Below are 24,905 nucleotides of genomic sequence, written 5' to 3' on the forward strand. Positions count from 1 at the left end.
CTACACGGGAAATCCGATGTGTTCAAGTCCAGCTCGGTTTTGTTACTTTTTTGTATACAACTTTGTGAGTAATGCGATAAAAATAATACCCACAAAGTTAAGTCCGAAATTAACCAATTAAACGGTTCATACGTGCAATAAATGCAGCAGGATCGTCTAAACTACCACGTTCGGTAAGCTGAGCTTGCTCTAACAATAGTTGAACCCAGTCAGCAAATACGGTTTCATCTACTTCATCAGCAACACGTTTAATCATTTCGTGCTCAGGATTTAGCTCAAAAATGTACTTTTGTGGTGGTACAGCTTGACCTGCAGATTCCATCAACTTAATCATCTGGCTGCTCATACCATCTTCGTTTGTTACCACGCAAGACGGTGTTTCAGTTAGACGATGAGTTAAACGAACGTCGGCTACTTTTTCACCTAATGTTGATTTAGCACGCTCAAGGAAACTTGCAAACTCTTCAGTTGCCTCTTCTTTCGCTTTTTTAGCGTCTTCATCATCGAGTGCACCAAGGTCAAGATCGCCCTTAGTTACTGATACTAATTGCTTACCATCGAAATCTGTTAAGTGTGATAGTAACCACTCATCGATACGGTCTGTTAATAGTAATACTTCAATGCCTTTCTTCTTGAAGATTTCAAGGTAAGCACTGTTTACCGCTGTTGTGTAGTTATCAGCTGTGATGTAATAAATCTTATCTTGGTCTTCTGGCATGTTTTCGATGTATTTACCGAAACCAACTTCTTGTGCAGGACCACCAACAGATGTTGAAGAAAAACGTAATAAAGAAGCAATCTTTTCTTTATTCGCCATATCTTCAGCTGGACCTTCTTTCAGTGCTTGACCGAATTCATTCCAGAATTTGAGGTATTTCTCATCATCATTCTTAGCCATGCGCTCAAGCATCGTAAGTACACGCTTAGTACAAGCAGTACGTAATGATGTTGTTACTTTATTATCTTGTAAGATTTCGCGAGATACGTTTAGTGGTAGATCATTCGAATCTAATACACCCTTCACGAAACGCAGGTAAGTTGGCATGAACTGCTCTGCGTCATCCATAATGAATACACGTTGAACATACAGTTTTAGACCATGTTCTTTTTCACGGTTCCACATGTCAAACGGTGCGCGCGCAGGAATGTAAAGTAGGCTGGTGTATTCTTGCTTACCTTCTACACGGTTATGGCTCCATGTTAGTGGATCTTCAAAATCGTGTGCGATGTGCTTATAGAACTCTTGATACTCTTCGTCTTTCAGTTCATTTTTCGATAATGTCCACAATGCGCTTGCACGTGTTACCGATTCCCATTCACCTGGTACTGCAGGTGTTTTTTCACCGTCAGGACCTTCTGATTCAGGTTGTTCTTCTTTCCACATTTCAACAGGGATGCTGATGTGGTCAGAGTATTTGTTTACGATTTGACGCAGTTTCCATGCATCTAATAAATCATCTTCGCCTTCACGTAAGTGCAAGATGATTTCAGTACCACGGCTTTCTTTCGTGATCTCAGCAAGGCGATAGTCGCCTTCACCTTCTGATTCCCACTGTACAGCTTGGTCCGCAGCTGCGCCCGCTGCACGTGTATTTACTGTCATCATATCTGCTACGATGAAACCAGAATAAAAACCAACACCAAACTGACCGATTAATTGCGAATCTTTCGCTTGATCACCCGATAAGTTGTTAAAGAATTCTGACGTACCTGAACGTGCTATCGTACCTAGGTGCGAGATAACATCTTCACGTGACATGCCGATACCGTTATCAGAAATCGTAATTGTACGCGCTGTTTTATCAAGCGATACACGCACACGTAATTCACCGTCATTTTCATATAAACTGTTATCTGATAATGCTTTAAAACGAAGTTTATCGGCTGCATCTGCCGCATTAGAGACGAGTTCACGTAAAAATATTTCTTTATTTGAATATAAAGAATGGATCATTAATTTAAGCAGCTGCTTAACTTCAGCTTGAAAACCGTGAGTCTCAGTATTAACTGTATCAGTCATTACTTATTCCTTTGTTCTAATGGGTGATTCAGATTAAAACTATCTGAATTTATTCGTTAATAGATAGATGGGTTTGTTATCAGTGTTTTCAAGGGCAGTTTATAATTTTTATCTGTGAGCTCTAACGCAACAACTATAAAATACACTACAAAATAATATTAAATATAAGAAAGTCCTTGCACATTAGTATACTAACCACCAATATATTGCGCACAACTTAAATTAATTAATACACATTAGCACTCGTGCTCATTCTATTATTAAGGTACTTAAAATGACTACACTTTATGATTTCGAAGTAACTACAATCACAGGTGAACAAAAAAAACTCAGTGATTATAAAGGCCAAGCAGTGTTGATTGTAAATACAGCAAGTAAATGTGGATTTACTAATCAATATGCCGAATTAGAAGAGTTACACCAGAAATATGGCAGCAAAGGACTCGCTATTTTAGGCTTCCCTTGCAACCAATTTAAACAACAAGAGCAAGGTTCAGATGCGGACATCAACTCATTTTGCCAGCTGAACTTTGGCGTGACGTTCGATATGTTCAGTAAAATCGATGTTAACGGAAATAATGCAGACCCACTTTATAATTGGCTTAAAACAGAAGCAAAGGGCATATTAGGCAGTAAAGGTATTAAATGGAATTTCACTAAATTCTTAGTAAACCGTGATGGCGATGTTGTCGATCGCTTTCCACCGACCTTGTCACCAAAAGGCATGGTTAAAGACATTGAAATACTACTGTAGACTTTCTTTTTTTAAATAAAGTATTTAATAGTTACAATAGCTTAGTTAAATGACTGGCTATTTTTTTAGATAAAGCTAACTATTTAATCTCGTTTATTTTTACAAAAAACAACCCTCATAAGGGGTGGAGTTTCGCCTTTCTCTGTCGTATAGTATGCGCAATTCATTATAGGAAGGCTTTACATGTTTCGCGACAATCCACTACTATCTCAATTAAAACAAAATATGCGCCAAAACACGCCGAGTGTAGAAGGTACAGTTAAAGGCACTGAACGTGGTTTTGGCTTCCTTGAAGCGGATGATGGCGAAAGCTATTTCATTGCCCCGCCTCACATGAAAAAAATCATGCATGGCGATAGAATTAAAGCGTATATCGAAACTAACGGTGATAAAACATCGGCAGAACCTGATACCTTAGTTGAAGCTAAGTTAACGCGTTTTATTGCGCGTATCAGCATGACTAAAAACAAATTAACGATTCTTGCAGACAGCCCTGTTATCAACATGCCAATTAGAGCTAAATTAGTTGGTTTGGGCGAACAAAAAGTTAACGAAGGCGACTGGGTTGTAGCACAACTAAAATCTCATGCATTAAAAGACGGTAATTTTGCTGCTGAAGTAACAAGCTTCGTCGCGACGGCAACCGATCCAAATGCACCATGGTGGGTAACATTAGCGCGTCAAGACTTAGCTAAAGATGTACCAGCGATGCCTGATTCGGTTGAATTCAAAGATGACACTACACGTGTAGACCTAACCGATAAAGCCTTTTTCACTATCGATTCAGCATCAACACAAGATATGGATGATGCACTGCTTGTTGAAAAAACAGCGGAAGGTAATTTAAAAGTAACAGTGGCGATCGCCGATCCAACGTCATATATCCCTGCCGATTCAGAATTAAACAAAATTGCAGCAGAACGCGCATTCACTGTGTATCTACCGGGCCGTAATATCCCAATGATGCCACGTGAACTAAGTGATAGTGTTTGTTCACTCGTTGCTGGCGAAAAACGCCCAACATTATGCTGTACTTATACGATCCAAGAAGACGGCTCATTAGCTGAAGAATTTGAATTCTTCACAGCATGGATCACATCACAGCATAAACTGTCTTACACACAAGTATCAGATTGGATTGAAGAAGTATCAACTGACTGGGAGCCTGAAGCACAACTGGCAGAACAGCTACAATCACTGGCTACTTTTGCACGTCATCGTCAGCAGTGGCGCAAGAAGAATGCAATCGTATTCCCAGACCAACCTGATTATAGCTTTGAGCTAGATGAAACCGGTAATGTACTGGCTATTCATGTAGAGCATCGCCGTATTGCCAATCAAATGATCGAAGAAACAATGGTTGCAGCGAACATTACAGCAGCACGTTTATTCCGTCAAAATGGTGATGTTGGTGTATTTAATACCCACGCTGGTTTCGATCCAGAGAAAATTGATCTGGTTGTCGAGTTATTAACTGAACATGGTATTGAATGTACTAAAGAGCACATCCAATCACTACCAGGTTATGTTGAATTACAACGTACACTCGCTGAAAAAGCCAATCCAGCTTTAGACAGTCGTTTACGTCGAATGCAAAGCTATAGCATAATCAGTGCAAGTGCAGAACGCCACTTCGCGATGGGCTTAGACGGTTATGCAACGTGGACATCACCTATTCGTAAATATGGTGACATAATTAACCACCGTCTAATCAAAGCAACATTGACCAATGGTTCTGCGCCGTCAGCGACTGAAGATGAAGTTATCTTAATGTCAGAGCGTCGTCGTCAACACAGAATGGCTGAACGTGATATCTCCTCGTGGTTATACGTTGACTACCTAACACCTGCAGTAGAAAGCAAACAAGCATTCGAAGCAAGTATTATGGATGTTAACCGTGGTGGTTTACGTGTGCGTTTACTTGAAAATGGTGCGGTTGCATTTATTCCTGCTAGCTTATTACATGATAATAAGAAAGAAGTTAAATGCTTAGTTGAAACGGGTCAAATCAGCATTAAAGATCAAGTGGAATACAGCCTAGGTGACGTGATTTACGTTAACATTGCTGAAATCAACAAAGAAAAACGTAATATTGTTGCTAAACCAATTGAAAAAATGGCGAGTTAATCACCACAACTATTAATCGCACAAGTAGTAACGTATTCGTTATTATAGCCTTGTTTTAATACAACGCAGTTAACGAGGGTAAGGTCGCTTGCCCTCGTTAAATAATAAACTCTGCCCCACCCCAATGTCGCTGTCGCTCTGTGTGCAATTGCACAATTAATTTAAACGCGTTGTTTGGGTCTATCTTCCAATTAGCACTAATATCCGGATTTAACGCCGTAAACTCTGCCAGCATATTTTTTAAATGTATCAGCATTAACGTCGTGACTTGCTCACGTTTCGGCATATCAATCACAAACTTAAAGGCTTGTAGCTCCATCATTTGATACTGCTGTAACACAAACTCTAAATCTGCTAACTTTTCTTCAAATTTAATTTGCTCTTTCACAAGCGTTACATCTACAGTCGCTTGACGGTCCATACTAATCACGTCGGCATAAAGACCATCGACATTCACCATCCCCAATGTCGAATTATCATCGTAAATGGACAATAACGCCATATCCTTAGCATAAGCGCTATTTGAATTGCTTATGATCAAACTCATTGTCGCCGTTAAGCAAACAAAAAAGCAGCACAATAATAACATCGGCGCAAATTGTTGCTGAGCGTCGTGTAATTCCCATCGTACGTTTAATTTTAATATCGGGGTCATTTAAAGCAACTCATTAATAATCAATGAGGCTATTAAACCAAGTAAGTGTGGCGATTAAATTTCATTAAAGTGATGAAAAAAGATGAATAATGACGAAATGTGGCAATGTGGTCGTTAGAGATGCGATAAAAATGATAAATAAACCCAAACCACAGAGTGGAAGCACTCGAGAATTGTAGTTCGGGTTAACGTAATAAACTGTTAATAATCAATTTCTATCGGCAGTGCAAGAACTCTGCTCTTGTTGCTGGACGTGATTTAAAGATACCACCCAGTGATGTAGTTGTCGTTTCACTCGTTGCATCCATCACACCACGAGCCTTTACACAATAGTGCGTAGCAGTAATGCTAACAGCAACATCTTGCGAATCAAGCAAGGTTTGCAGTGCAACTAAGATTTGTTGAGTTAAGCGCTCTTGCACTTGTGGACGGCGTGAGAAAAACTGCACAATACGGTTAATCTTTGATAAACCGATCACTTTACTACGAGGAATGTAAGCAATCGTCGCCTTACCATCGATAGTCACAAAATGGTGTTCACACGTACTCGTTAATGTAATATCACTCACCTTAACCATTTCATCCACTTGCATTTTATTATCAATTAAAGTGATTTTGGGGAATGACGCATAATCTAGGCCTGAGAATATTTCATTTACGTACATTTTTGCAATTCGATGTGGCGTTTCAGCCAAACTATCATCACTTAGATCCAGCTCTAATAATGTTAGAATCTCGGTAAAATGCGATTCAATGCGTTCTTTCTTTTCTGCGCTCGTTAGCCCAGTTCCGATCATAGGTGTTTCTAACCCTCGCTCTTCCAAGACTGAACGGACTAATAAAGCTTCTTTACTTAGGCAGGTCATTAATTACTCCACAAATGGATCGACTTTAAAATAATGGCGCATAATAACATCTAACAATTAAGAAGATAAACAAATTAACTGAATTAACGTTAATTAAGCTTTTTATTGTTATAGATCCTATCGTCAACCTGCTGAGTTTGTCATAATTACCTATATATTAAAAAATAACCAACAAGGGTATGCAATGGGATGTTGTGATGTACAAGGGCTAAAGCCGCTAGATTTAGCGATGCAAGAGATGTTAGCCGATATCGATGTAGTGAAAGAAACACTCACATTAAACTTAGCTGATGCGCTCGACTATATTCTCGCTGAAGACATCGTCTCTCCAATTAATGTCCCACCTTTTGATAATTCGGCAATGGATGGTTATGCCATCCGAATCTCAGATCTAACACAGTCAATGACACTGCCACTTGCAGGTAAAGCATTTGCAGGTCAACCATTCAATGATGTATGGCCACTTGGTACTTGTATCCGCATCATGACTGGAGCCCCAGTGCCGGCAGGTTGTGAAGCCGTCATCATGCAAGAACGAACACAAGTCGATGGTGATTTGGTGACTTTTGAAGCTTTACCACCAATGCATGACAATATTCGTAATGCAGCAGAAGATATTGCAGTCGGCCAAGCAGTGTTAACCACAGGTCGCCGTCTCACGCCACGTGACATTCCAATGTTAGCAAGCATTGGCATTGATGCAGTCACAGTTTATCGTCGTTTAAAAGTTGCAATTTTCTCAACAGGTGATGAACTTAAAAGCTTGGGCCAACCTTTAGCTAACGGTGAGATTTACGACAGTAATAGGTACAGCATCACAGCAATGCTGTCACGTTTAAATTTAGATATCATTGATTTTGGTATTGTTCCTGATGATGAAGTCCTACTTCGTGAAACTTTCATCAAAGCCGATGCGGCAGCAGACGCAGTGATCACATCAGGAGGGGTATCAGTTGGTGAAGCTGACTACACAAAAATATTACTTGAAGAACTGGGTGAGATTGGCTTTTGGAAATTAGCGATTAAACCAGGGAAGCCTTTTGCGTTCGGTACACTACCAAACAGTAAATTCTTTGGTTTGCCAGGTAACCCAGTATCAGCAACAGTAACTTTTCATCAACTTGTTGTACCTGCATTAGCTAAAATGACCAACCAAGTTTACACTCCAACACCACGTTTCAATGCCATTGCTGCAACAAAACTGAAAAAGGCACCTGGTCGTATGGACTTCCAACGCGCCATTTATAGTGTTAATGCAGACGGACAACTTGAAGTTATATCAACAGGTAGTCAAGGTTCAGGCGTATTTAGTAGCATGAGCCACTCTAATTGTTACGCTATCTTAGAGCAAGACCGCGGTAATGTGGAAATCGGGGAAACAGTGACGATCGAACCATTTAACGAGATCTTAAATTGATGAAAACCCCCTCTACTAATGGCGACTTACCTTCCAAAGATATCTTATCTTCGGAAGAAGAGTTACGCTATAACCGTCAAATTGTCCTACGTCACTTTGATTTTGACGGTCAAGAAGCCTTAAAACAAGCGAATGTATTAATTATTGGTGCTGGCGGTCTTGGTTGTGCGAGTAGCCAATATTTAGCGTCTGCTGGTATGGGTAAGATGACATTAGTCGATTTTGACCATATTGAATTATCGAATTTACAACGTCAATTGCTACACCGTGATGGTCGTATTGGTGAATTTAAATCACTTTCGGCTAAATATGAGCTTGAACAAATAAATCCACACTGTAAAATTCAGGCTATCACTAAAAGACTATCTGAAGATGAGTTAACAGACTTAATCAAACAACATGATATCGTGCTTGATTGTACTGATAACGTCGATACACGAGAGCAGATAAACCGTGCATGTTTCGCTTTACGCACGCCATTAGTATCGGGAGCAGCGATCCGTATGGAAGGTCAAATCAGTGTCTTTACTTATGCCGATGATGAGCCTTGCTACCAATGCCTAAGCCAATTATTCGGTAACGGAACATTAAGCTGTGTGGAATCCGGTATTATGGCGCCGATGGTGGGTATTATTGGTGCGATGCAGGCCCTGGAAGCAATTAAGGTTATTGCTAATTTTGGTCAGCCAATGACCGGGAGAATCTTAATTGTCGATGGTCTCACACTTTCATTTCAACAAATGAAACTACCAAAGCTACCTACCTGTACGGTCTGTCACTCTTCAAGAACAGTATAACCGTTATAATCCTAGCGCAGTTATCAACCGACTGTTAATCGCGCTAGATTATAAGAATATATTTGCCAGATAAGACACTAATAAGCAATATACCATATTGCCAATGATGCTCGCCTCCAACCCTACAAACCAATATAGTAAACCTAAAGCCGTGGATGTAATCACAGTTATTGTGACACTAAACAAGATGAGATTTATTGAGAGTGTGGATGTGATGACAACAATTATAAATGCGACAAATAGCGAGGCGATAAGTGATGACGTAAGAATAATTCGAGTCGTTAATTTAATCGGCGTCACGCTCTCTACTCGCTCAAACAATCGAGAGAGAAAAAGAGATAGCGGTAACATAAATAAACCTAAATATAAGGCACTTAGAACTGTTCCTGTAAGTGAAATCAAAGCAATATCTAACGAACCAAATATTTGATGATATTTAAGGAATGCCTGCGGTAAATGCGGCTCAGCAATCACAAAGATCAAACTACATAAAATAGCGGTTAATAAACCAAAGCAAGCGCCAAATACAAAGGTAACGCGTACTTCAGATAAAAAACCTGAACTATTCGTATCTTGCCGCCGCGGTGTTGGCATCTTAGTCGCATAAACAATACCAAAATAAGCCGCACTGGATAGCGCCAATAAACCTAAAGTAACTAAGGGTGTAATAAAGTTACTTGTTAAACCAAGTCCCATAGGTAAGCTCGCGAAAAAAAACGATGCTATGTTCGTTTTTTCGGTAAACACAATGGTACTCATCACTAAAAGCGCGAAAGTGAACATCGAGCAACGTTGTAAGGTTGTTAGGTTGTGCAATACTGCCTCTGATAATGTTATCTGGCTCTTCGATTGTTGTCCGATCATATCTTAATTTACAATAAATGAGTTTAGCGTCACTCCATCTCTAGTATTTAAAGATAAATATATCCCTAACACCCAAATGGTCATAACTACAAATGGGTAATGATATATATTATTCCATATATATCAAGCTTAATTACTGGTTTTTAACCTAAAACCCTAGCGTTCATACGCTACATCAATATTTAGAAGATTCTTCGAGTTATCATTTTTGCAGTATAATGATCATCTAATTTAGAAGGTTCATACTTATTTAATAGTTACTAGTTTGAAACATAAGGATTTTTCATTATTTAATTTCATACCTAAAATTGAAATTAAATAGTGTATTAATACAAAAATAAATGTAATATTCGAATTGTGACCTAACTACTCATTAGTAGGTGCATTGCAGCGTTGCTAGTTGTAATGATATTTAAGTACTTATTGATTCAACAATTAGATAAAGGAATATAGAATGACAGACCTACGCGTTAAATTCGAAGCAACAGTAGACCAAGTTCAAAATGGCACAGCAAAGAAAAAACCTTCTCAAGAATTAAAATTAGAGTTTTACTCATTATTTAAGCAAGCAACTGAAGGTGATGTCGCAACAAAGAAACCATCTATTTTTGATATGGTTGCTTTCGCGAAGTGGACGGCATGGGATAAGTTACGCGGTTTAACGACAGAGCAAGCGATGGAAAAATACATTGCGCGTGTAGAAGAAGAATACGCGGCTTAATTGATAAATAAAATAACATGTTGTCAGTAAATAAGCCTATTTACTGACAGTTTTTAGAGTAGAACATCCACTCATTAAGAGATAGACTTTAAATCTCTGACCTATTATTTATTAATGAAGCGTTGTACTACTTTCTTTTGGCTAAAAAACCACTGTCTACGCACACTCTTACTCATAATCCTCCTTAAATCCATTTAATAAATGTCTATTCTCTGCCAAAAAGCAATTCAGTTCACCTATAACCAGACCAGACATAAATCTTTTATATCAAAAGCTTATACGTTACATTATGGTTTTAAACACAGCTACGTTAGCAATAATCAATAACTACAATTCTAAATCCACTGCAAAACTAGATCAAAATATAAACTGGGTGTAATATGACCGCATATTGCTCGAAATAAGTGTTGCAACGCCTAAAAAGACACCAAATATGACTTGGGAATAATGATTTTGTTAATGAAAACAACAATTTCATAAAAATAACGAGCGGGTGTATTGCTATGAGTCTTTAACCATGTATAATTCGTCTTAAGAAATTAGGCTAGTTTATATCGGTAGAATAAGCTTTAGTTAATACTCGTATTGATTATTGTGTTTTGTATTGTTTATATAAGTTACACCCTGGTTTTTTAACAATTTTTTTAATAACGTATATATATACAGGGTTTTTAATATGTCTAATACAGTAATCGGTAAAGTAAAATTCTTCAACGAAGCTAAAGGTTTCGGTTTCATCGAGCAAGAAAATGGCCCAGATGTATTCGTACATTTCAGCTCTATCTTAGTTGATGGCTTTAAAGTACTTACTGACGGTCAGAAAGTTGAATTCACAGTAGGTCAAGGCCAAAAAGGTCCACAAGCTGAGAACGTTAAACCTCTTTAATAGTTTACTATTAATCGGTTAAACAGTTATCAAAAAAGGTGAACTTAGTTCACCTTTTTTATTACCTAAAATTTATGACTCCTTATGTGATTTATACTTAGGTACTAAAAAAGCCAATGAGATATCTCATTGGCTTTTTTATCGCTATAACTACACGCTTAAATACTGAAACTATTTAACAATAACTTCCAATTGCTTCTCTCTCGAATTAATACTCTCAGTTAAACTTTTCAATACACCATTACTGATATTAAAAATCCAACCATGAATCGTTAACTCCTCCCCTTTGCGCCAAGCTCGCTTCACAATAGTGGTATTACAGACATTCCTAACCTGCTCTACAACGTTTAATTCACACATACGGTCAATTTTATCTTCTTCACTGACATCCGTTAAGTCGTCCATGTGGAAGCGCTCGACATCTTTAATATGACGTAACCAATTATCAATTAAACCATGCTGTTCATCGCCCATAGCGGCCTTAACACCACCACAACCATAATGACCACAAACAATAATATGCTTAACTTTAAGTACCTCTACCGCGTACTGGATCACTGATAAACAATTTAAGTCTGTATGCACAACAATATTAGCAATATTACGATGCACGAAAACTTCCCCCGGAGGCAGGGCCATGATCTGGTTTGCTGGTACGCGACTATCGGAGCAGCCGATCCAGAGGTAGTCAGGTGATTGTTGCTTAGAAAGTTTTTCAAAAAAGTCAGGGAACTGTTCATTAATCTGTTCTGACCATGCGCGATTACGTTCAAATATCGATTTAATTGTACTCAAGACTACGCTCTCTGATTAAGTAACTACATTTTGAATCCTTAAACTAGCTTGTTTAATCAATATATTCAACTGATAAATAAGTAATCTTCGAATATAAGCCACTGGACTTATGAGTGTAAAAATTAAAAAAGGCACTGTACAAGCCAGCTATAAAAAAGCACCCAATCAAGGATGCTTTTTTTATTAAATTACAAGGTGAACGCTACGTTATTTAGCGACCTCCCCTTGCTTGGATAGACACGATTTCAACATGAAGAAACCAACAATACCAGACAGTAGTGAACCTAAGATAATACCAAGGCGCTCATCAAATAATGGGTTAGTACCTGTATCTCCAAAGGCTAATGAGCCAATAAACAAACTCATAGTAAAACCAACACCACATAGAATGGCTGTACCGTATAAAGAACACCAGTTCATACCTTTTGGCATTTGTGCAATTTTACATTTAATTGCTAGCCAACATAGACCAAAGATACCCACCTGTTTACCAAAGAATAAACCTAACGCAATACCCATAGGTACAGGGTGTAAAATTTGTTCTAGACCAATACCTGATAAATTAATACCCGCATTCGCAAAGGCAAAGATAGGCAAAATAACAAATGCAACAACAAAGTGTAGGCCATGTTCCATCGACTTCAGTGGTGAATGTGACTTATCTTTTGACTGCATAGGAATAAACAGCGCAAGAATAACACCAGCCAATGTCGCATGCACACCAGATTTCAGCATAGCAACCCACATGACTATACCAACGATGATATACAATGCTTTTGAATCAACATTACGTTTATTGAAATAGGCCAACACAGGAATACATAATGCCGTAACAATAAGCGCCGAAATCGAAATCTTCGATGTATAAAAGAAGGCAATAATTAAAATCGCACCAATATCATCAAAAATAGCGAGCGATGTTAAGAATATTTTCAAGCTGACAGGCACTCGAGAACCTAATAGACTCAAGATACCTAACGCAAATGCAATATCTGTTGCCGCTGGGATAGCCCAACCACTTAACGCTGCAGGATCATCTATATTAAAGTAAACATAGATAAGCGCTGGGAATAACATACCACCGATAGCACCGACACCCGGCAATATAATATTTCGAGGATCAGATAACTCCCCTTCGACTAATTCTCTTTTTAGTTCAAGTCCAACTAAAAAGAAGAACACCGCCATTAAGCCATCATTAATCCAAAGTAATAGTGGTTTCGCTATCTCTAAACCACCAAGCTTGATCTCTACTGGAATGTCCAGAAATGCTGCATATAGATCTTGTGCAGGGCTATTAGCTAAAATCATAGCTAATACAGCTGAGAACATTAAGATAATGCCGCCCGCTGACTCTAGTTTAAAGAAACTAGATAAAAATGATTCTTGTGTGTTGTTCATATTTTTCCTTTATATCAACATTTTCATTTATAAGGGGTAAGCTCAATGCAATGATATTTATTACACCCAATATAGAATGAAGATATTTCAGTATTATCAATTTATATAAATTAAAGCATAATTATATTTTATGCTATTAAGACGCTTTACTACTGCTACCGCCTCCGTCTAACTCGACATAATATGACAAGTAATATGACACATAATAATAAAAAATCACACATATAAATATCAAACACAGTTCTAAAAAATAGCCATAAATGACTAACAAATAGCGCTAAAGCAGTGATAAAACCTATCAAAAATATAAAACAACAAAGAATGGAAACAAAAACCGCCACAGAATCGACTTAAATAGCTTTCTAATAAACGATCTAAGTACAACTCAAACTAATATTAGCTGAATTAAAAATGATGCTTTAAAAGCCTTTTAGGATAATTTAATGAAGAATTAAATATTAAATGTAAGTATGAAAAATAAACAAACGAACAAAAAAAGACCTGTTAGTATAAACTAACAGGTCTTTTATTCTAAGCTCAGTGAGCTATCGAAATTACTTATAAGGATTAACCGTTAATTAACCTAGCTGCATCCGCATCTAAAAACCACTCAGTTTTACCTAGGCTGGCTTTTACTTGTGCTGCAGGGTATGCAAGTGCAGCATCATCATTATCATGAATTTGCTTGATCACTTGTGCTTTACCTTCACCCATCACTAAATAGCTAATACGCTTTGCATTTGCTAATAGACGTGCAGTTTTAGAAATACGATACTGCCCTGATTCTGGGTGCTGCGCAATAATTGCAATATTTTGATCATTATAATCAGTCTGACCTGGGAATAATGATGCAGTATGTCCATCGCCCCCCATACCAAGCAAGATCCAATCAAAACAAGGCAGTCCATTATTAGCAGGAATACATGCTTTCATTTCTTGTGCAAAACGAATAACTTCTTGCTCTGGCGCATCTTCACCTAAAATACGGTGAATATTCTCAGCAGGTAATGCAACTTGAGAAAATAATAACGTTTGAGCTTCGCCAAAGTTACTTTCAGCATTATCAGGTGCTACGCAACGTTCATCACCCCACCAGAAATGCAAATTTCCCCATTCAATACTTGTAGCAAAGGGTGCCTTTGCTAATACTTTGAATAGAAGTTTTGGTGTACTACCACCTGATAACGAGATATGCACAGGCTTATCTTGTTTACTGTATTCAACGAGCGAATTAGCTAAAGACTCAACAACTTGTTGAGGTGTTTCAAAAGTACGATAATCCATCATAGTTCCACTTCTAAAGTTTAAATTAATTAATCACTTCTTCGCTAGAAAAGCGCCACTCACGGCCATCTTTCTCTAACATTTCATCAGCTTTGTTCGGACCCCAAGTACCACACTTATAACCAAATAAAGATTTCGCTTCTTTTTTATAGTCTAAAATTGGTTGTACGTATTCCCAACATGCTTTAACCGCATCAGAACGAGCAAATAGTGTTGCATCGCCCTTCATACAATCTAGCAGTAAACGTTCGTAAGCAGTGAGTAGGTTATTCTCTTCCAAGCTATTATAATCAAAACTCATTGATACTTGCTGAGCGGTGAAGCCTGCACCTGGTTTTTTCAAACCGAAGTCCATCTGAATTGATTCGTTTGGTTGAATGCGTAAAATCATTTTATTCTCTGGTGCATTCAGACCAAAAACTGGATGTGGTGTTTTCTTAAAGTGAACAACAATTTCAGTTAAACGTTCTGGCATACGTTTACCGGTACGTACATAGAAAGGTACACCGTTCCAACGCCAATTATCAATCATCATCTTCATGCCAACATACGTAGGTGTACGAGAATCTTCATCTACGTCATTTTCACTACGGTAACCAAGCAATTCTTCGCCATTCACAACATTCTTCGTGTACTGGCCTAATACGAGGTTATCGCGTAAGTCTTGCTCTTCAAGTGGGCGTAAACTTTGGATCACTTTAACAACTTCGTTACGCATTGCATCCGCGTTAATTACCGCAGGTGGTTCCATCGCAACAAGTGCTAATACTTGCAACAAGTGGTTTTGCAGCATGTCGCGTACTGCACCAGAATGATCGTAGTAACCACCACGCTCTTCTACACCTAAGCTTTCAGCGGCCGTAATTTCAACATAGTCTATAAAGCTACGATTCCAAAGCGGTTCGAATAAGCCGTTAGAGAAGCGGTATACCAATAAATTTTGAACTGTTTCCTTACCTAGGTAATGATCAATACGGTAAACCTGACGTTCACGGAAACAAGTATGTAGATGCTCATCTAACTCGTTTGCCGACTTAAGATCATAACCAAATGGCTTTTCAACGATTAATCGTTTCCAGCCATCACGGTCTTTATTCAATTTATATTTTGCTAAATTAGATGAGATTGCTGCGTATAAACTCGGAGGTGTGGCCATATAATAAATAGCATTACCAACCGTATTATGCGTCTCAGATAATGCGTCTAAGCGCGCTTTAAAAGCACCATAGCTATCAGCATCGGTCATATCCATCGAGATATAGTATAAATGCTTACAGAAATCTTCTGCTTGTTGCTTATTAACGCCTTCACTTTTGATCAAATCATTAGTTACTTTTTCACGGAATGAATCATCCGTATATGCAGTTTTACTCGCACCCAAAATAGAAAAATCTTCAGGTAACAGTTCATTGACATAAAGGTGATAAAGCGCGGGGAGTAGCTTTCGTTTTGTTAAATCACCCGAAGCACCAAAAATGACAATACTGTTATTCTCAGGTTTTACCATGGTTTTATTTCCTAAAGATTTTATCGACAAGATTAGAATATATGGCTTTAGTCCGTTTGTACTACGCACAGATAACAGACTAAGGCGCGGCATTATCACTCAAAATGATCGAAAACTAAAATGGTTTCAGCAATATATCACTTAAATACCTAAAAATAGGTACCCAAGTAAAAGTCTATCTCGAATAAAATCCCAAACTGCTTTCGAATGAAATAAAAAAACGAAAGTTTAGAAAGTAAGGACTCAGCGTTAAAAACTAAACATTGTGCAGTTTATCTACGCTACAAACAAGGGTTCACTATTCTAGGCATTCTCCGACAAGTTTAATGTCTACAGATGTGATAATGTCTTCATTATATCTAGCCCTATAAGATAACGTGCAATCTGTCGATTCAAGTTTATTCATCTTGACCCAAGAATAACTTTTATTTTCATTTTTGCAGGTATAACTGGCATCGATAGAGTCCGCCTCAATTCCTTCGACAAGCGGGCGTGTCGTTAAACCTAAAATATGGCATATTTCTGTTGGATAGAGTAATTGACCTGACACCCGATAGCTTTTATGGGTATCGTATTGAACAAAGGTTAGTCCATTTGGAAGCGTTTGTTGTCGCGAATCGATATTTGAGGCTGTTTTTAAATTATCGACCGCATTATTCAACTTGCCACGCATATCATTAAGCACTGCAATTTTAGCTTCTCGGTGTGTCTTTGTATATTCAGGTATGGCGAACATTGCGAGGACAGAAAGAATTACAATAACAAACGTTAATTCAATTAATGAAAAGCCAATTTCATCTTTCATTTTAATGTAAAACCTTAATTAATATCATTTAACAAGGCAATATTAACACACATAAAAGTGATAATGGCGGATATATTAAACTAATTAATCCATCATTTTAATATATGTTCACGTGAGTATTTGATACTGTAACTAAATCGAGATATCTTACGTTATTGACCTTAAATATTTGATTCTGGAACCTATTTATGAGAGCTAACCGCCCTGCTGTTTTCTATTCATTTCGACGTTGCCCATATGCAATGAGAGCACGACTAGCTATTCGTTATAGCCAAGTTGAAGTTGAGCTAAGAGAAGTAGTTTTAAAAGATAAACCAACAAGCTTGTTAGCTTATTCTCCAAAAGGAACAGTGCCAGTTCTTGTCACGAACGACAAACAGATTATTGATGAAAGTCGCGATATTATGCAGTGGGCGCTATCACAAAACGACAGCAATAATTGGCTTCGTAAGAATCAGCCCCAATTACAAAAACAGATCACCTCACTGATCGATGAAAACGATAACGAATTTAAAGCCATTTTAGACAAATATAAATACGCAGATCGCCATCCAGAATATACTGAAGCAGTGTATCGCGAACAAGGCTGCCATTTCCTGAATCAGTTAGAACTCCTGCTAGTATTGCACAGTAATCTTATTGACGAAGAGATTAGCCTAGCTGATATTGCCATTTTTCCTTTCATCCGCCAATTTGCAAGTGTGGACAAAGATTGGTTTGCGCAATCTCCCTACCCTAAATTACGCACATGGTTAACACAACACACAAGCTCACCTCTGTTTACTGATATTATGTACAAATATCCACAGTGGTCTGCTGGCGATAAAGCCGTGTATTTTGCATCTGCAAGTTAGACAAACAAAAAAGCCAGAGCTACCTAAGTAGTCTGGCTTTGAAATTTAATTAACCCAAACGAAATATTGAGTCTAATTATTTACAATATAGTTTATACAGTCAACATACGACGTGCAGCATCGACAACGATTTTAATAGACCTTGTTTCAACGAGCTTCATCGCCGCTTCGTCAGGGATCTCTTTTTGAGTACGGTTAATGATAACACCAGCAACACAACCAGCTCTTAAACCTTGACTTGCACACATAGTAAAGAGAGTTGCTGATTCCATTTCAAAGTTCAGAACACCCATTTCTTGCCACTCTTGCATTGAACCTTGGAAACGACGAGTAACACGACCCGAGAATGTATCGTAACGCTCTTGACCAGGATAGAAAGTATCACTTGATGCTGTAACGCCCATGTGCACTTTAATGCCCTCTGCATCAACGGCAGCTTTCATTTCTGTTGCAACAGCAAAGTCAGCAACCGCTGGGAATTCCATTGGTGCAAAATGCGAACTAGCACCATCAAGACGTACTGATGCAGTAGTCACAATCATATCGCCAACATTAATGTGTTCTTGAATTGCGCCAGTAGTACCCACTCGTAAGAATGTAGTCACACCTAGCTGGGCAAGTTCTTCAACAGCTATCGATGTAGAAGGACCACCAATACCAGTTGAGCATACAACAACCTTCTTACCTGCTAATTCTGCTAAATAAACAGTGTATTCACGATGACTTGCTAAAAACTGTGGGTTTTCCATTTGCAGTGCGATCTTTTCGACACGCGCAGGATCACCAGGAATGATTGCCAATTCGGCACCTTTCAAATCTAATTTGTTGATACCAAGGTGAAAAACATTTGCAGTAGTCATAACATATTCCTTAAAACCGGATAAAACCGCCAACATAAAAATAGCGGTAAATATTAAAAAATAATGATAATGCAGTAGGCTTAGCTATAAAGTGATAACAATCACAGGTTTCATATATAAGATTATTATATTTCACTCACCGTCATATCTATAAACAATACTTACTAGTATTTTCATTAATTCCGTTAAACCGCTTTAATAAATATGCTTAAAAGGCTTCATTAACATTAAAATAGAACCCCGAATCACCATTTCCAAAACCCATATCTAAACGTAGGTTAACTTTAGGCTTAACCTCAAATCGATAGCCTACGCCCGCAGTTGGTAGTAGTTCATCTGTTGATAATTTATCAAGGCGTTCAGCAATTCCACCAGCTCCAGTCCAAAATACCATGCCATGACGACCAGGCAGATTTAAACGGTATTCAACTTGCGCCAATAGCATTTGCTCATCGCGATAGCGCCCCGAGTTATAACCACGTAATAACCCACCACCACCGAGAGCTGAGAGCTGGTCCCAGGGCACGTCACCTCGGGTAAAACGACCATGGACTTGCCAAGCTAATACATCCCCACTCTCACCAATGCTCAGGTACTCATTATATAATAACGATTGAACATAAAAGTCACTCTGGCTACCAAACTCTTTGCGATACCACTTGGAATCAAATTCGACAAGACGCCCCGAGCTCGGACTTAGTACCCGATCACGACTATCAAAATTAACGAGTAAGTTAGCTCCGACACTACGACTACTTTCCATCAATATACCGCTATCGACTATCGATTCTCCGCCTTCAATATCATTAGCAGAGCTATAATTAAAATCCATACCAATGCCAATAAAGCTTTGCACAGAAATACGTTTTCGTAACGAAGGTGCTAGTGATAATTGTTGATTATCAAATGTCACCTTATTATCATCTTGCCTATTTTCATCATAACCACGGCCGTAATATACTTCAGGTGCATTAGCAATAATGCCATCAACATAAAATCGTAAATTATCTTGCTGTAAAAATGTTTTATTTTCGACAGCAACACCCAGCGCACCATTAGCAGAAGCAAAACCATTAATAATTAATGACGATAGCTGACTCACTTGATCATTTTTATCTACCTGATAAAGCCCAATTGCAGAGACACCAACACCCAGTAACATTTCCGGGTTATAAAAAGGTCCAGGCAACACGCTAAAATCAATCACCTTATCTTGGTTATACTCGCCATCCGCACCAAGGTTCTCTAATAAACCATCAATCCAGCCTGCTTGCTCAACGCTAGTTCTATCATCCGCGTAAACTATCTGCCCCATCACCAACAATATTAAGCTAGAGAACACTAACCATGACTTTAACTTTGCTAGATAAAGCATCATGACTTATCACTTAAGCGCTTGGCTTTTAACTGTTTGTCATCTTCAATTTGATTATATGCAGACAATGCTAAAAAGAACTCATTGGTAAAACCATTTGACCACATATCTGCAGGTATATGGCTAAAGTTAGCTTTAAACTTATCATCAATAAATAACCAGAGTTTTGCTACTTCATCTATATCAATCCCCTGACTGTAACGTGGTAGAGATAACTGTTTAGCTTCATTATCTTGCTGGTAGAGTGGCGCGAGTAAAGGCCAATGAGCATGCGCTTGTGCAGCTTTTTTATCAACTAAATAAGGGGACTGAACATCACCCAAAGCATAATGCCGTTTTAATAGCATAAACTTATTTGGCAGTGGTTCATTTGAATCCCACCAATCGCCGTCAATCACATCAAACAGTGCATCCGTCTGCTCTGCTGTTACTGGTTCAAGCTTATTGATTGCCGCTGTTAACCAGCCATTCATGTGCTGATTAAATAAAGTTTGATTCATAGCTAAATTATTACTAATTAACGCAACTGCGATCTTAGCACCAAGCATATTTGAGTAGATGTCTTCAGGCGAATAAGCTGATACTTCCTCAGACCAGAGCGCCCAGCTACGGTAGCCATGCCATTGCGCTATTTCATGAGACTCAGCCATTAAATAGCCCAACCTTGCCGCCATATCAGCAGCCAGATTCCAGCGCTGTAATGGTTCAAGCTGTTCAATATTAAAGGATTTCAATTGGATGTAACGGGGTCCAATTTCAGGCGGCAACTCGATTTTGACTTCTTTACCTAATTGCTTATAAATTTTATAAAACAAAATAATTGTGTTATCAGCAGTATCACGTACATGGGCTAAATCGATGAAACCACCCAGCCGAGTATAAATTTGACCATTATTTTCACCACTACGACTACCGTCTGGAGATGCTTTTACATAGCTAAATGGACCAGCATCAAAAGCATGAGCGCCAATATCATTAGCGTCAAGTGTATTAGCATAACGGAAGAATGGCACTTGTAATGTACCGACTTTGACTTTTTGTGCATTGCCAAAAGCGCAGCAAGGTCTTACATCACCAGGCATAGCTAAGCTTGAAAAACCATTTAATTCGGTACTTGCAAGTACACTTCTATCAGGTTGCGCCGTTAATGCCTCTGCAACCGCAGCATCTGTAGGCGATGAGCGAACCTGCCAATGTTGGCTGCAAGCAATTAACAACATAACGCCACACGAGAAAGTTGCCACTTTAACCAGTTGTATCACATTAGGGCGCATAACATTAAAAGATGTAGTCATTAGAAACGATACCCTAGGCTAAGCAACACACTACGGCGAGTACCAACACCAGCTTCCATAAGCAGATCAAGATTATGAGTAATTTGCGCTTGCCCACCAATTAACGTGTTCCATTTGTCTTCAAGGTGTTGCTCAACTTTAAACTTACCATTACCCCATTTACCCGGCAGCCTAACACCTATGTCACTCAGGTTCCCCTCGAATGTTTGCTCTATGTTCTGATACATAGCGCCAGTCCATAGCTGCATATCATGGCCTTTGAATTTCCAACGATAGCCAACACGTGGAGAAACGACAATAGAGCTAATTTCGCCATCGAGAATATCTAATGCAGTATTTGTATAATTGACATCAAGTAATGCAAACCAATTATCAATCCCCCCAACTATCGTTGTACCTGCGCCGTAAGTAATACCACTAAAGTCCAATTCAAAAGCGTATGTTCCAATTTTTTTATCACCCAATCTACCCAAATCAATAACCGGACTAACCATAGCTGTACTGCTGCCTTGGGTAGAACCAAGAATGCCGTACACATTTAAAAACGGTAGAACCCAAACATCCCCGCGTAGTGTTAGAGTTTCAGACTCTTGTTTCGCTGTCGATACTCCGATTTTAACGAATTGATCAATTCTCGTGCTAATACCACTAAAGGCAACTGAATCTACAACCAGTGGCTGATCCATTTTCATATAGGAGATACTAAAACCATACGGTTTTGGTAGTTCATACCCTAAATCGATCGCGCCCTGAGCCCAGATAGGAAAGTTGCGTTCATATCGATCATTTTCTTTAACACAAAGTCGCTCTCTTTCATCTGGAGTTAATGCTGTCGATAACGCCTCTGTTTTCTCAATACCAACGATATGTTTCACGTTACTGCTACTGACTGAATCTAGATCTGTAGAGATTAGTAGATCCTCATTGGCGGATACAGAGAGTGAGCTACTGATAAATGCTATCATTGCTATAGTGAAATGCATGTTGTTATTCATTATCCTACCCCTTAAGACTAATAAGGCGCGAAGTCTAACAAACACATTTTGGAAAACAATTCATAGATCATTCAATTACAATAACTTACAGTAAATTACAGTAATAGCTCATTAATTAAATTATAAAAAGCTAGTTAACTTTATGTATATCAATGATGACGTAAAACTTACTTGCCCCATCCTACTAAGCTTGTTATAACCATAACTGTTATTTTCTCTATATCCGGTATTTCTTACCTATGCTAAAAATCGCCACCTTTAATCTTTTCAACTACATTGAACCTCCGTTTGCTTGTTATGACTTTGATCGAATCTATGACGAGCAACAATGGCAGAAAAAGCAGAAGTGGATACGTGATTACCTTTCCGTGCATCAGCCTGATGTCATCGGTTTTCAAGAAGTGTTTAGTCCTGACTCTTTAAAAGCATTAGTTGCTGAATGTGATTACCCGTATTTTGAAGTGGTCGATAGCGCCGACGTTATTGAAGACTATATTTTTCGCAGTCCAGTAGTGGCTATCGCATCACGCTATCCAATAACAGATATCACAGCCGTCATGCCTGATACCGATCTTGCCATCAGCATGGGGCTATCATCAGAATATCAATTTAGCCGTAAACCACTGCGCGCCAGTATTGAATTGCCACACCTAGGTACAACGGATTGTTATGTTGTGCACTTTAAATCTAAACGGCCAATGCTAGAAAGTGAAGATAATGAACTGGCGACAACCAAAGCTGTGCTCGATGCTTTTACCAAACAAATGTGCGGAAGTTGGGGCTCATCGATACAGCGCGGTTCAGAAGCTGCTTTACTATTTCAACAAATGATCCAACGTCGACTAGCGACTAACAATCCAATGATGTTAATGGGTGACTTTAACGACGTATTAGATAATGACCGCGATGGGATATTATCGCACCTAACTATGAATACCTTACGTTTCAATTCAGATCAACAAGCACAAAATATTGTTAAGCTATTTAGCTTACAAGACAGTTGGCATTTATATCAGCATGCAACAAATGGCTCGGTCGCCAGTTGTACACAACTCCCCCGTCCCGCGACACATTACTTTTACAACAAAGGCTCGGTATTAGATTACATCTTACTGTCGTGTGAGTTTAATGCCGAATATCAGCGAAGCCTCTATGAAGTTAGCGATTATCACACGTATGATCGCCACCTGATTAACCCTATCTATGAGCGCGACAGCGAAAGTACCGACCATGCAATTGTACAAATAAATTTGCAATTGAGAAATTAGCATTTACATAAGTGCTATTTAATCATTCTGTAATTCAATTACATATTATGCTTGCGTTAGCCCAATTCTATCTTATAATGCGCTAATCTATTCGAGGGAGTAGTCGCTTCACGCAAGTGAGGGAGTACATCAACATAACTGACCCACAGGTCATGGTGTATTCAATCTAGTTCGAGATTAATAATCCGAAACTAAGTTTGATGAGACTTGAACAAGTAAACACCTACTTTCGAGGGCAGGGTGTCGCTTGTTTATGTCTAAATGCCCTCGTACGAGAACCCTATGTCTTTATTATTACCCATCATCGCAGTGTTAGTTGGCTTCATTTTACTTACCGTAAGTGCCGACCGTCTTATCTTAGTATCATCAACATTAGCCAAACAGTTTGGTGTGTCAGTCATGTTTATTGGTATGACCGTCATTGCCTTCGGTACTTCATTCCCAGAATTAGTCGTAAGCGCAATTGCGTCATTTAATGGTGCAGAAGGTCTTGCTGTCGGTAATGCTATCGGCTCCAACATCATTAACTGTGGTTTAGTGCTGGCGCTTTGTGCTTTATTTATGCCGCTTGTTATTCAAGTACGCTTCATTAAACGTGAATTACCGATTCTAGTTGTCGCACTTATTGCTGTAATCGCGTTAATGTCAAATGGCTCAATTACGGTGTGGGACAGTCTTATCCTGCTCCTATTACTTGCACTTTACTGTGTATACCTCGCTAAATCGTCATCGGACGAAGATGTTGAGAACGAGCTAGAGTTTTTAGATGTAAGCCAAAATCGAGCATTAGTTGAAACTATCACCATGCTGATCATGCTATTAATCAGCTCACAAATCATGGTTTGGGGTAGTGTGCAACTTGCGAAAGCGATGGGTGTTAGCGACTTGTTGATTGGTCTAACGATTGTTGCATTTGGTACGAGCTTACCAGAACTAGCCGCTGCTATCGCTGGTGTTCGCCGTGGTATGCCTGAAATTGCATTCGCGACTGTCATTGGTTCAAACACCTTTAACCTATTAGGTGTATTAGCATTCCCAGGATTAATTGGTGATGGATTGCAACTGCCAGTTGAAGTCTTAACGCGTGATGTACCAATGTTATCTATCATGACAGCATTCATGGTTATCTCATTCACCATGACTTATATAGCGGTGACTAAACGTCGCTCAGCTTTGACACCAGAACAACAATCCGATGAAGCTATCGCAGCAGACAGTAAACTGAACTACCGTTTTGGTCGCCTTTCAGGTGCCGTGTTGTTAATTATGTTTATTGGGTATAGCTGGGTACTTTTTACATCATAAATTTACATCTAAGTTTTACAGCTTAAAACTATCTTAACGCATCAGCTATTCGCT

General features: G+C 38.7%; 22 protein-coding genes and 1 riboswitch. Of the genes, 9 read left to right on the top strand and 13 right to left on the bottom strand.

The window, feature by feature from the left end:
• Nucleotides 1-109: 109 nt before the first annotated feature.
• The gene (htpG, locus tag HWV01_RS14090; protein ID WP_211672147.1) at nucleotides 110-2,020 is read right to left on the bottom strand and encodes a molecular chaperone HtpG; all 1,911 of its coding nucleotides are present in this window, start codon (nucleotides 2,018-2,020) and stop codon (nucleotides 110-112) included.
• Nucleotides 2,021-2,294: 274 nt separating this feature from the next.
• Here htpG and HWV01_RS14095 point away from each other — a divergent pair, with 274 nt between their 5' ends.
• Both HWV01_RS14095 and HWV01_RS14100 read left to right on the top strand, forming a co-directional pair.
• Entirely contained in the window at nucleotides 2,295-2,774 is a 480-nt protein-coding gene (locus HWV01_RS14095; RefSeq protein WP_211672148.1) for a glutathione peroxidase, read from the top strand.
• A gap of 183 nt (nucleotides 2,775-2,957) precedes the next feature.
• Nucleotides 2,958-4,901 (top strand): exoribonuclease II, encoded by a 1,944-nt coding sequence (locus HWV01_RS14100; RefSeq protein ID WP_211672149.1) that lies wholly within the window; start codon nucleotides 2,958-2,960, stop codon nucleotides 4,899-4,901.
• A 97-nt stretch (nucleotides 4,902-4,998) separates the two neighbouring features.
• Here the strand turns inward: HWV01_RS14100 and HWV01_RS14105 are convergent, their stop codons facing one another.
• Both HWV01_RS14105 and folE read right to left on the bottom strand, forming a co-directional pair.
• The gene (locus HWV01_RS14105) at nucleotides 4,999-5,556 is read right to left on the bottom strand and encodes a GTP cyclohydrolase (RefSeq protein ID WP_211672150.1); all 558 of its coding nucleotides are present in this window, start codon (nucleotides 5,554-5,556) and stop codon (nucleotides 4,999-5,001) included.
• A 215-nt stretch (nucleotides 5,557-5,771) separates the two neighbouring features.
• Nucleotides 5,772-6,422, bottom strand: a complete 651-nt coding sequence (gene folE, locus HWV01_RS14110; protein WP_211672151.1) for a GTP cyclohydrolase I FolE — start codon at nucleotides 6,420-6,422, stop codon at nucleotides 5,772-5,774.
• Nucleotides 6,423-6,606: 184 nt separating this feature from the next.
• On the opposite strand from folE, the gene moeA reads away from it, so the two are divergent.
• On the top strand, nucleotides 6,607-7,839 hold the full coding sequence (gene moeA / locus HWV01_RS14115; RefSeq protein ID WP_211672152.1) for a molybdopterin molybdotransferase MoeA: 1,233 nt from the start codon (nucleotides 6,607-6,609) through the stop codon (nucleotides 7,837-7,839).
• A complete protein-coding gene (gene moeB / locus HWV01_RS14120; RefSeq protein ID WP_211672153.1) occupies nucleotides 7,839-8,636 on the top strand; it encodes a molybdopterin-synthase adenylyltransferase MoeB in 798 nt (265 codons plus the stop codon). Before moeA ends, moeB begins: the two co-directional genes overlap by 1 nt.
• A 48-nt stretch (nucleotides 8,637-8,684) precedes the next feature.
• On the opposite strand, the gene HWV01_RS14125 is transcribed toward moeB, so the two are convergent.
• A complete protein-coding gene (locus HWV01_RS14125; protein WP_211672154.1) occupies nucleotides 8,685-9,500 on the bottom strand; it encodes a hypothetical protein in 816 nt (271 codons plus the stop codon).
• 454 nt (nucleotides 9,501-9,954) lie between these two features.
• Here HWV01_RS14125 and HWV01_RS14130 point away from each other — a divergent pair, with 454 nt between their 5' ends.
• Nucleotides 9,955-10,221 (top strand): acyl-CoA-binding protein, encoded by a 267-nt coding sequence (locus HWV01_RS14130; protein ID WP_211672155.1) that lies wholly within the window; start codon nucleotides 9,955-9,957, stop codon nucleotides 10,219-10,221.
• Nucleotides 10,222-10,897: 676 nt separating this feature from the next.
• Nucleotides 10,898-11,107: a cold-shock protein gene (locus HWV01_RS14135; RefSeq protein WP_006030497.1), complete on the top strand. Its 210-nt coding sequence runs from the start codon at nucleotides 10,898-10,900 to the stop codon at nucleotides 11,105-11,107.
• Nucleotides 11,108-11,278: 171 nt separating this feature from the next.
• Here HWV01_RS14135 and can read toward each other — a convergent pair whose 3' ends face one another.
• The 5 genes from can to HWV01_RS14160 form a co-directional block, all read right to left on the bottom strand.
• Nucleotides 11,279-11,902 carry a carbonate dehydratase gene (can, locus tag HWV01_RS14140; protein ID WP_211672156.1) on the bottom strand — a complete coding sequence of 208 codons (624 nt, stop codon included), beginning with the start codon at nucleotides 11,900-11,902 and terminating at the stop codon, nucleotides 11,279-11,281.
• Between the two features lie 207 nt (nucleotides 11,903-12,109).
• Nucleotides 12,110-13,303: a Na+/H+ antiporter NhaA gene (nhaA, locus tag HWV01_RS14145; protein WP_211672157.1), complete on the bottom strand. Its 1,194-nt coding sequence runs from the start codon at nucleotides 13,301-13,303 to the stop codon at nucleotides 12,110-12,112.
• A 567-nt stretch (nucleotides 13,304-13,870) separates the two neighbouring features.
• Nucleotides 13,871-14,590, bottom strand: coding sequence for a 6-phosphogluconolactonase (gene pgl / locus HWV01_RS14150; protein WP_249185321.1), 720 nt, complete (start codon nucleotides 14,588-14,590; stop codon nucleotides 13,871-13,873).
• Between the two features lie 22 nt (nucleotides 14,591-14,612).
• Nucleotides 14,613-16,094, bottom strand: a complete 1,482-nt coding sequence (gene zwf, locus HWV01_RS14155; RefSeq protein ID WP_211672158.1) for a glucose-6-phosphate dehydrogenase — start codon at nucleotides 16,092-16,094, stop codon at nucleotides 14,613-14,615.
• Nucleotides 16,095-16,392: 298 nt separating this feature from the next.
• Nucleotides 16,393-16,899: a type II secretion system protein gene (locus tag HWV01_RS14160; protein ID WP_211672159.1), complete on the bottom strand. Its 507-nt coding sequence runs from the start codon at nucleotides 16,897-16,899 to the stop codon at nucleotides 16,393-16,395.
• A 188-nt stretch (nucleotides 16,900-17,087) separates the two neighbouring features.
• On the opposite strand from HWV01_RS14160, the gene HWV01_RS14165 reads away from it, so the two are divergent.
• Nucleotides 17,088-17,753, top strand: coding sequence for a glutathione S-transferase (locus HWV01_RS14165; protein WP_211672160.1), 666 nt, complete (start codon nucleotides 17,088-17,090; stop codon nucleotides 17,751-17,753).
• A gap of 92 nt (nucleotides 17,754-17,845) precedes the next feature.
• Here the strand turns inward: HWV01_RS14165 and udp are convergent, their stop codons facing one another.
• The 4 genes from udp to HWV01_RS14185 all read right to left on the bottom strand — a co-directional run bounded on the left by udp (nucleotide 17,846) and on the right by HWV01_RS14185 (nucleotide 22,278).
• Nucleotides 17,846-18,613, bottom strand: coding sequence for a uridine phosphorylase (gene udp, locus HWV01_RS14170; RefSeq protein WP_211672161.1), 768 nt, complete (start codon nucleotides 18,611-18,613; stop codon nucleotides 17,846-17,848).
• A 208-nt stretch (nucleotides 18,614-18,821) separates the two neighbouring features.
• On the bottom strand, nucleotides 18,822-19,991 hold the full coding sequence (locus HWV01_RS14175; RefSeq protein ID WP_211672162.1) for a BamA/TamA family outer membrane protein: 1,170 nt from the start codon (nucleotides 19,989-19,991) through the stop codon (nucleotides 18,822-18,824).
• The gene (locus HWV01_RS14180) at nucleotides 19,988-21,283 is read right to left on the bottom strand and encodes a DUF4056 domain-containing protein (RefSeq protein ID WP_249185322.1); all 1,296 of its coding nucleotides are present in this window, start codon (nucleotides 21,281-21,283) and stop codon (nucleotides 19,988-19,990) included. The genes HWV01_RS14175 and HWV01_RS14180 overlap by 4 nt, the downstream gene beginning before the upstream one ends.
• Nucleotides 21,283-22,278, bottom strand: coding sequence for a virulence protein (locus HWV01_RS14185; RefSeq protein ID WP_211672163.1), 996 nt, complete (start codon nucleotides 22,276-22,278; stop codon nucleotides 21,283-21,285). The genes HWV01_RS14180 and HWV01_RS14185 overlap by 1 nt, the downstream gene beginning before the upstream one ends.
• 239 nt (nucleotides 22,279-22,517) lie before the next feature.
• Between HWV01_RS14185 and HWV01_RS14190 the strand changes: the two genes are divergently transcribed.
• Nucleotides 22,518-23,546: an endonuclease/exonuclease/phosphatase family protein gene (locus HWV01_RS14190; RefSeq protein WP_211672164.1), complete on the top strand. Its 1,029-nt coding sequence runs from the start codon at nucleotides 22,518-22,520 to the stop codon at nucleotides 23,544-23,546.
• 95 nt (nucleotides 23,547-23,641) lie between these two features.
• A riboswitch (yybP-ykoY riboswitch) is annotated at nucleotides 23,642-23,725 on the top strand.
• Nucleotides 23,726-23,828: 103 nt separating this feature from the next.
• Nucleotides 23,829-24,851, top strand: coding sequence for a calcium/sodium antiporter (locus HWV01_RS14195; RefSeq protein ID WP_211672165.1), 1,023 nt, complete (start codon nucleotides 23,829-23,831; stop codon nucleotides 24,849-24,851).
• The last annotated feature ends 54 nt before the right edge of the window (nucleotides 24,852-24,905 follow it).

The sequence above is a fragment of the Moritella sp. 5 genome, from assembly GCF_018219455.1.
Classification (GTDB): Bacteria; Pseudomonadota; Gammaproteobacteria; order Enterobacterales; family Moritellaceae; genus Moritella.

Bases quoted from the DNA above. Each gene is read 5' to 3' on its own strand.
- htpG (WP_211672147.1), bottom strand. From the start codon at position 2,020: ATGACTGATACAGTTAATACTGAGACTCACGGTTTTCAAGCTGAAGTT.
- HWV01_RS14095 (WP_211672148.1), top strand. From the start codon at position 2,295: ATGACTACACTTTATGATTTCGAAGTAACTACAATCACAGGTGAACAA.
- HWV01_RS14100 (WP_211672149.1), top strand. From the start codon at position 2,958: ATGTTTCGCGACAATCCACTACTATCTCAATTAAAACAAAATATGCGC.
- HWV01_RS14105 (WP_211672150.1), bottom strand. From the start codon at position 5,556: ATGACCCCGATATTAAAATTAAACGTACGATGGGAATTACACGACGCT.
- folE (WP_211672151.1), bottom strand. From the start codon at position 6,422: ATGACCTGCCTAAGTAAAGAAGCTTTATTAGTCCGTTCAGTCTTGGAA.
- moeA (WP_211672152.1), top strand. From the start codon at position 6,607: ATGGGATGTTGTGATGTACAAGGGCTAAAGCCGCTAGATTTAGCGATG.
- moeB (WP_211672153.1), top strand. From the start codon at position 7,839: ATGAAAACCCCCTCTACTAATGGCGACTTACCTTCCAAAGATATCTTA.
- HWV01_RS14125 (WP_211672154.1), bottom strand. From the start codon at position 9,500: ATGATCGGACAACAATCGAAGAGCCAGATAACATTATCAGAGGCAGTA.
- HWV01_RS14130 (WP_211672155.1), top strand. From the start codon at position 9,955: ATGACAGACCTACGCGTTAAATTCGAAGCAACAGTAGACCAAGTTCAA.
- HWV01_RS14135 (WP_006030497.1), top strand. From the start codon at position 10,898: ATGTCTAATACAGTAATCGGTAAAGTAAAATTCTTCAACGAAGCTAAA.
- nhaA (WP_211672157.1), bottom strand. From the start codon at position 13,303: ATGAACAACACACAAGAATCATTTTTATCTAGTTTCTTTAAACTAGAG.
- pgl (WP_249185321.1), bottom strand. From the start codon at position 14,590: ATGATGGATTATCGTACTTTTGAAACACCTCAACAAGTTGTTGAGTCT.
- zwf (WP_211672158.1), bottom strand. From the start codon at position 16,094: ATGGTAAAACCTGAGAATAACAGTATTGTCATTTTTGGTGCTTCGGGT.
- HWV01_RS14160 (WP_211672159.1), bottom strand. From the start codon at position 16,899: ATGAAAGATGAAATTGGCTTTTCATTAATTGAATTAACGTTTGTTATT.
- HWV01_RS14165 (WP_211672160.1), top strand. From the start codon at position 17,088: ATGAGAGCTAACCGCCCTGCTGTTTTCTATTCATTTCGACGTTGCCCA.
- udp (WP_211672161.1), bottom strand. From the start codon at position 18,613: ATGACTACTGCAAATGTTTTTCACCTTGGTATCAACAAATTAGATTTG.
- HWV01_RS14175 (WP_211672162.1), bottom strand. From the start codon at position 19,991: ATGATGCTTTATCTAGCAAAGTTAAAGTCATGGTTAGTGTTCTCTAGC.
- HWV01_RS14180 (WP_249185322.1), bottom strand. From the start codon at position 21,283: ATGACTACATCTTTTAATGTTATGCGCCCTAATGTGATACAACTGGTT.
- HWV01_RS14185 (WP_211672163.1), bottom strand. From the start codon at position 22,278: ATGAATAACAACATGCATTTCACTATAGCAATGATAGCATTTATCAGT.
- HWV01_RS14190 (WP_211672164.1), top strand. From the start codon at position 22,518: ATGCTAAAAATCGCCACCTTTAATCTTTTCAACTACATTGAACCTCCG.
- HWV01_RS14195 (WP_211672165.1), top strand. From the start codon at position 23,829: ATGTCTTTATTATTACCCATCATCGCAGTGTTAGTTGGCTTCATTTTA.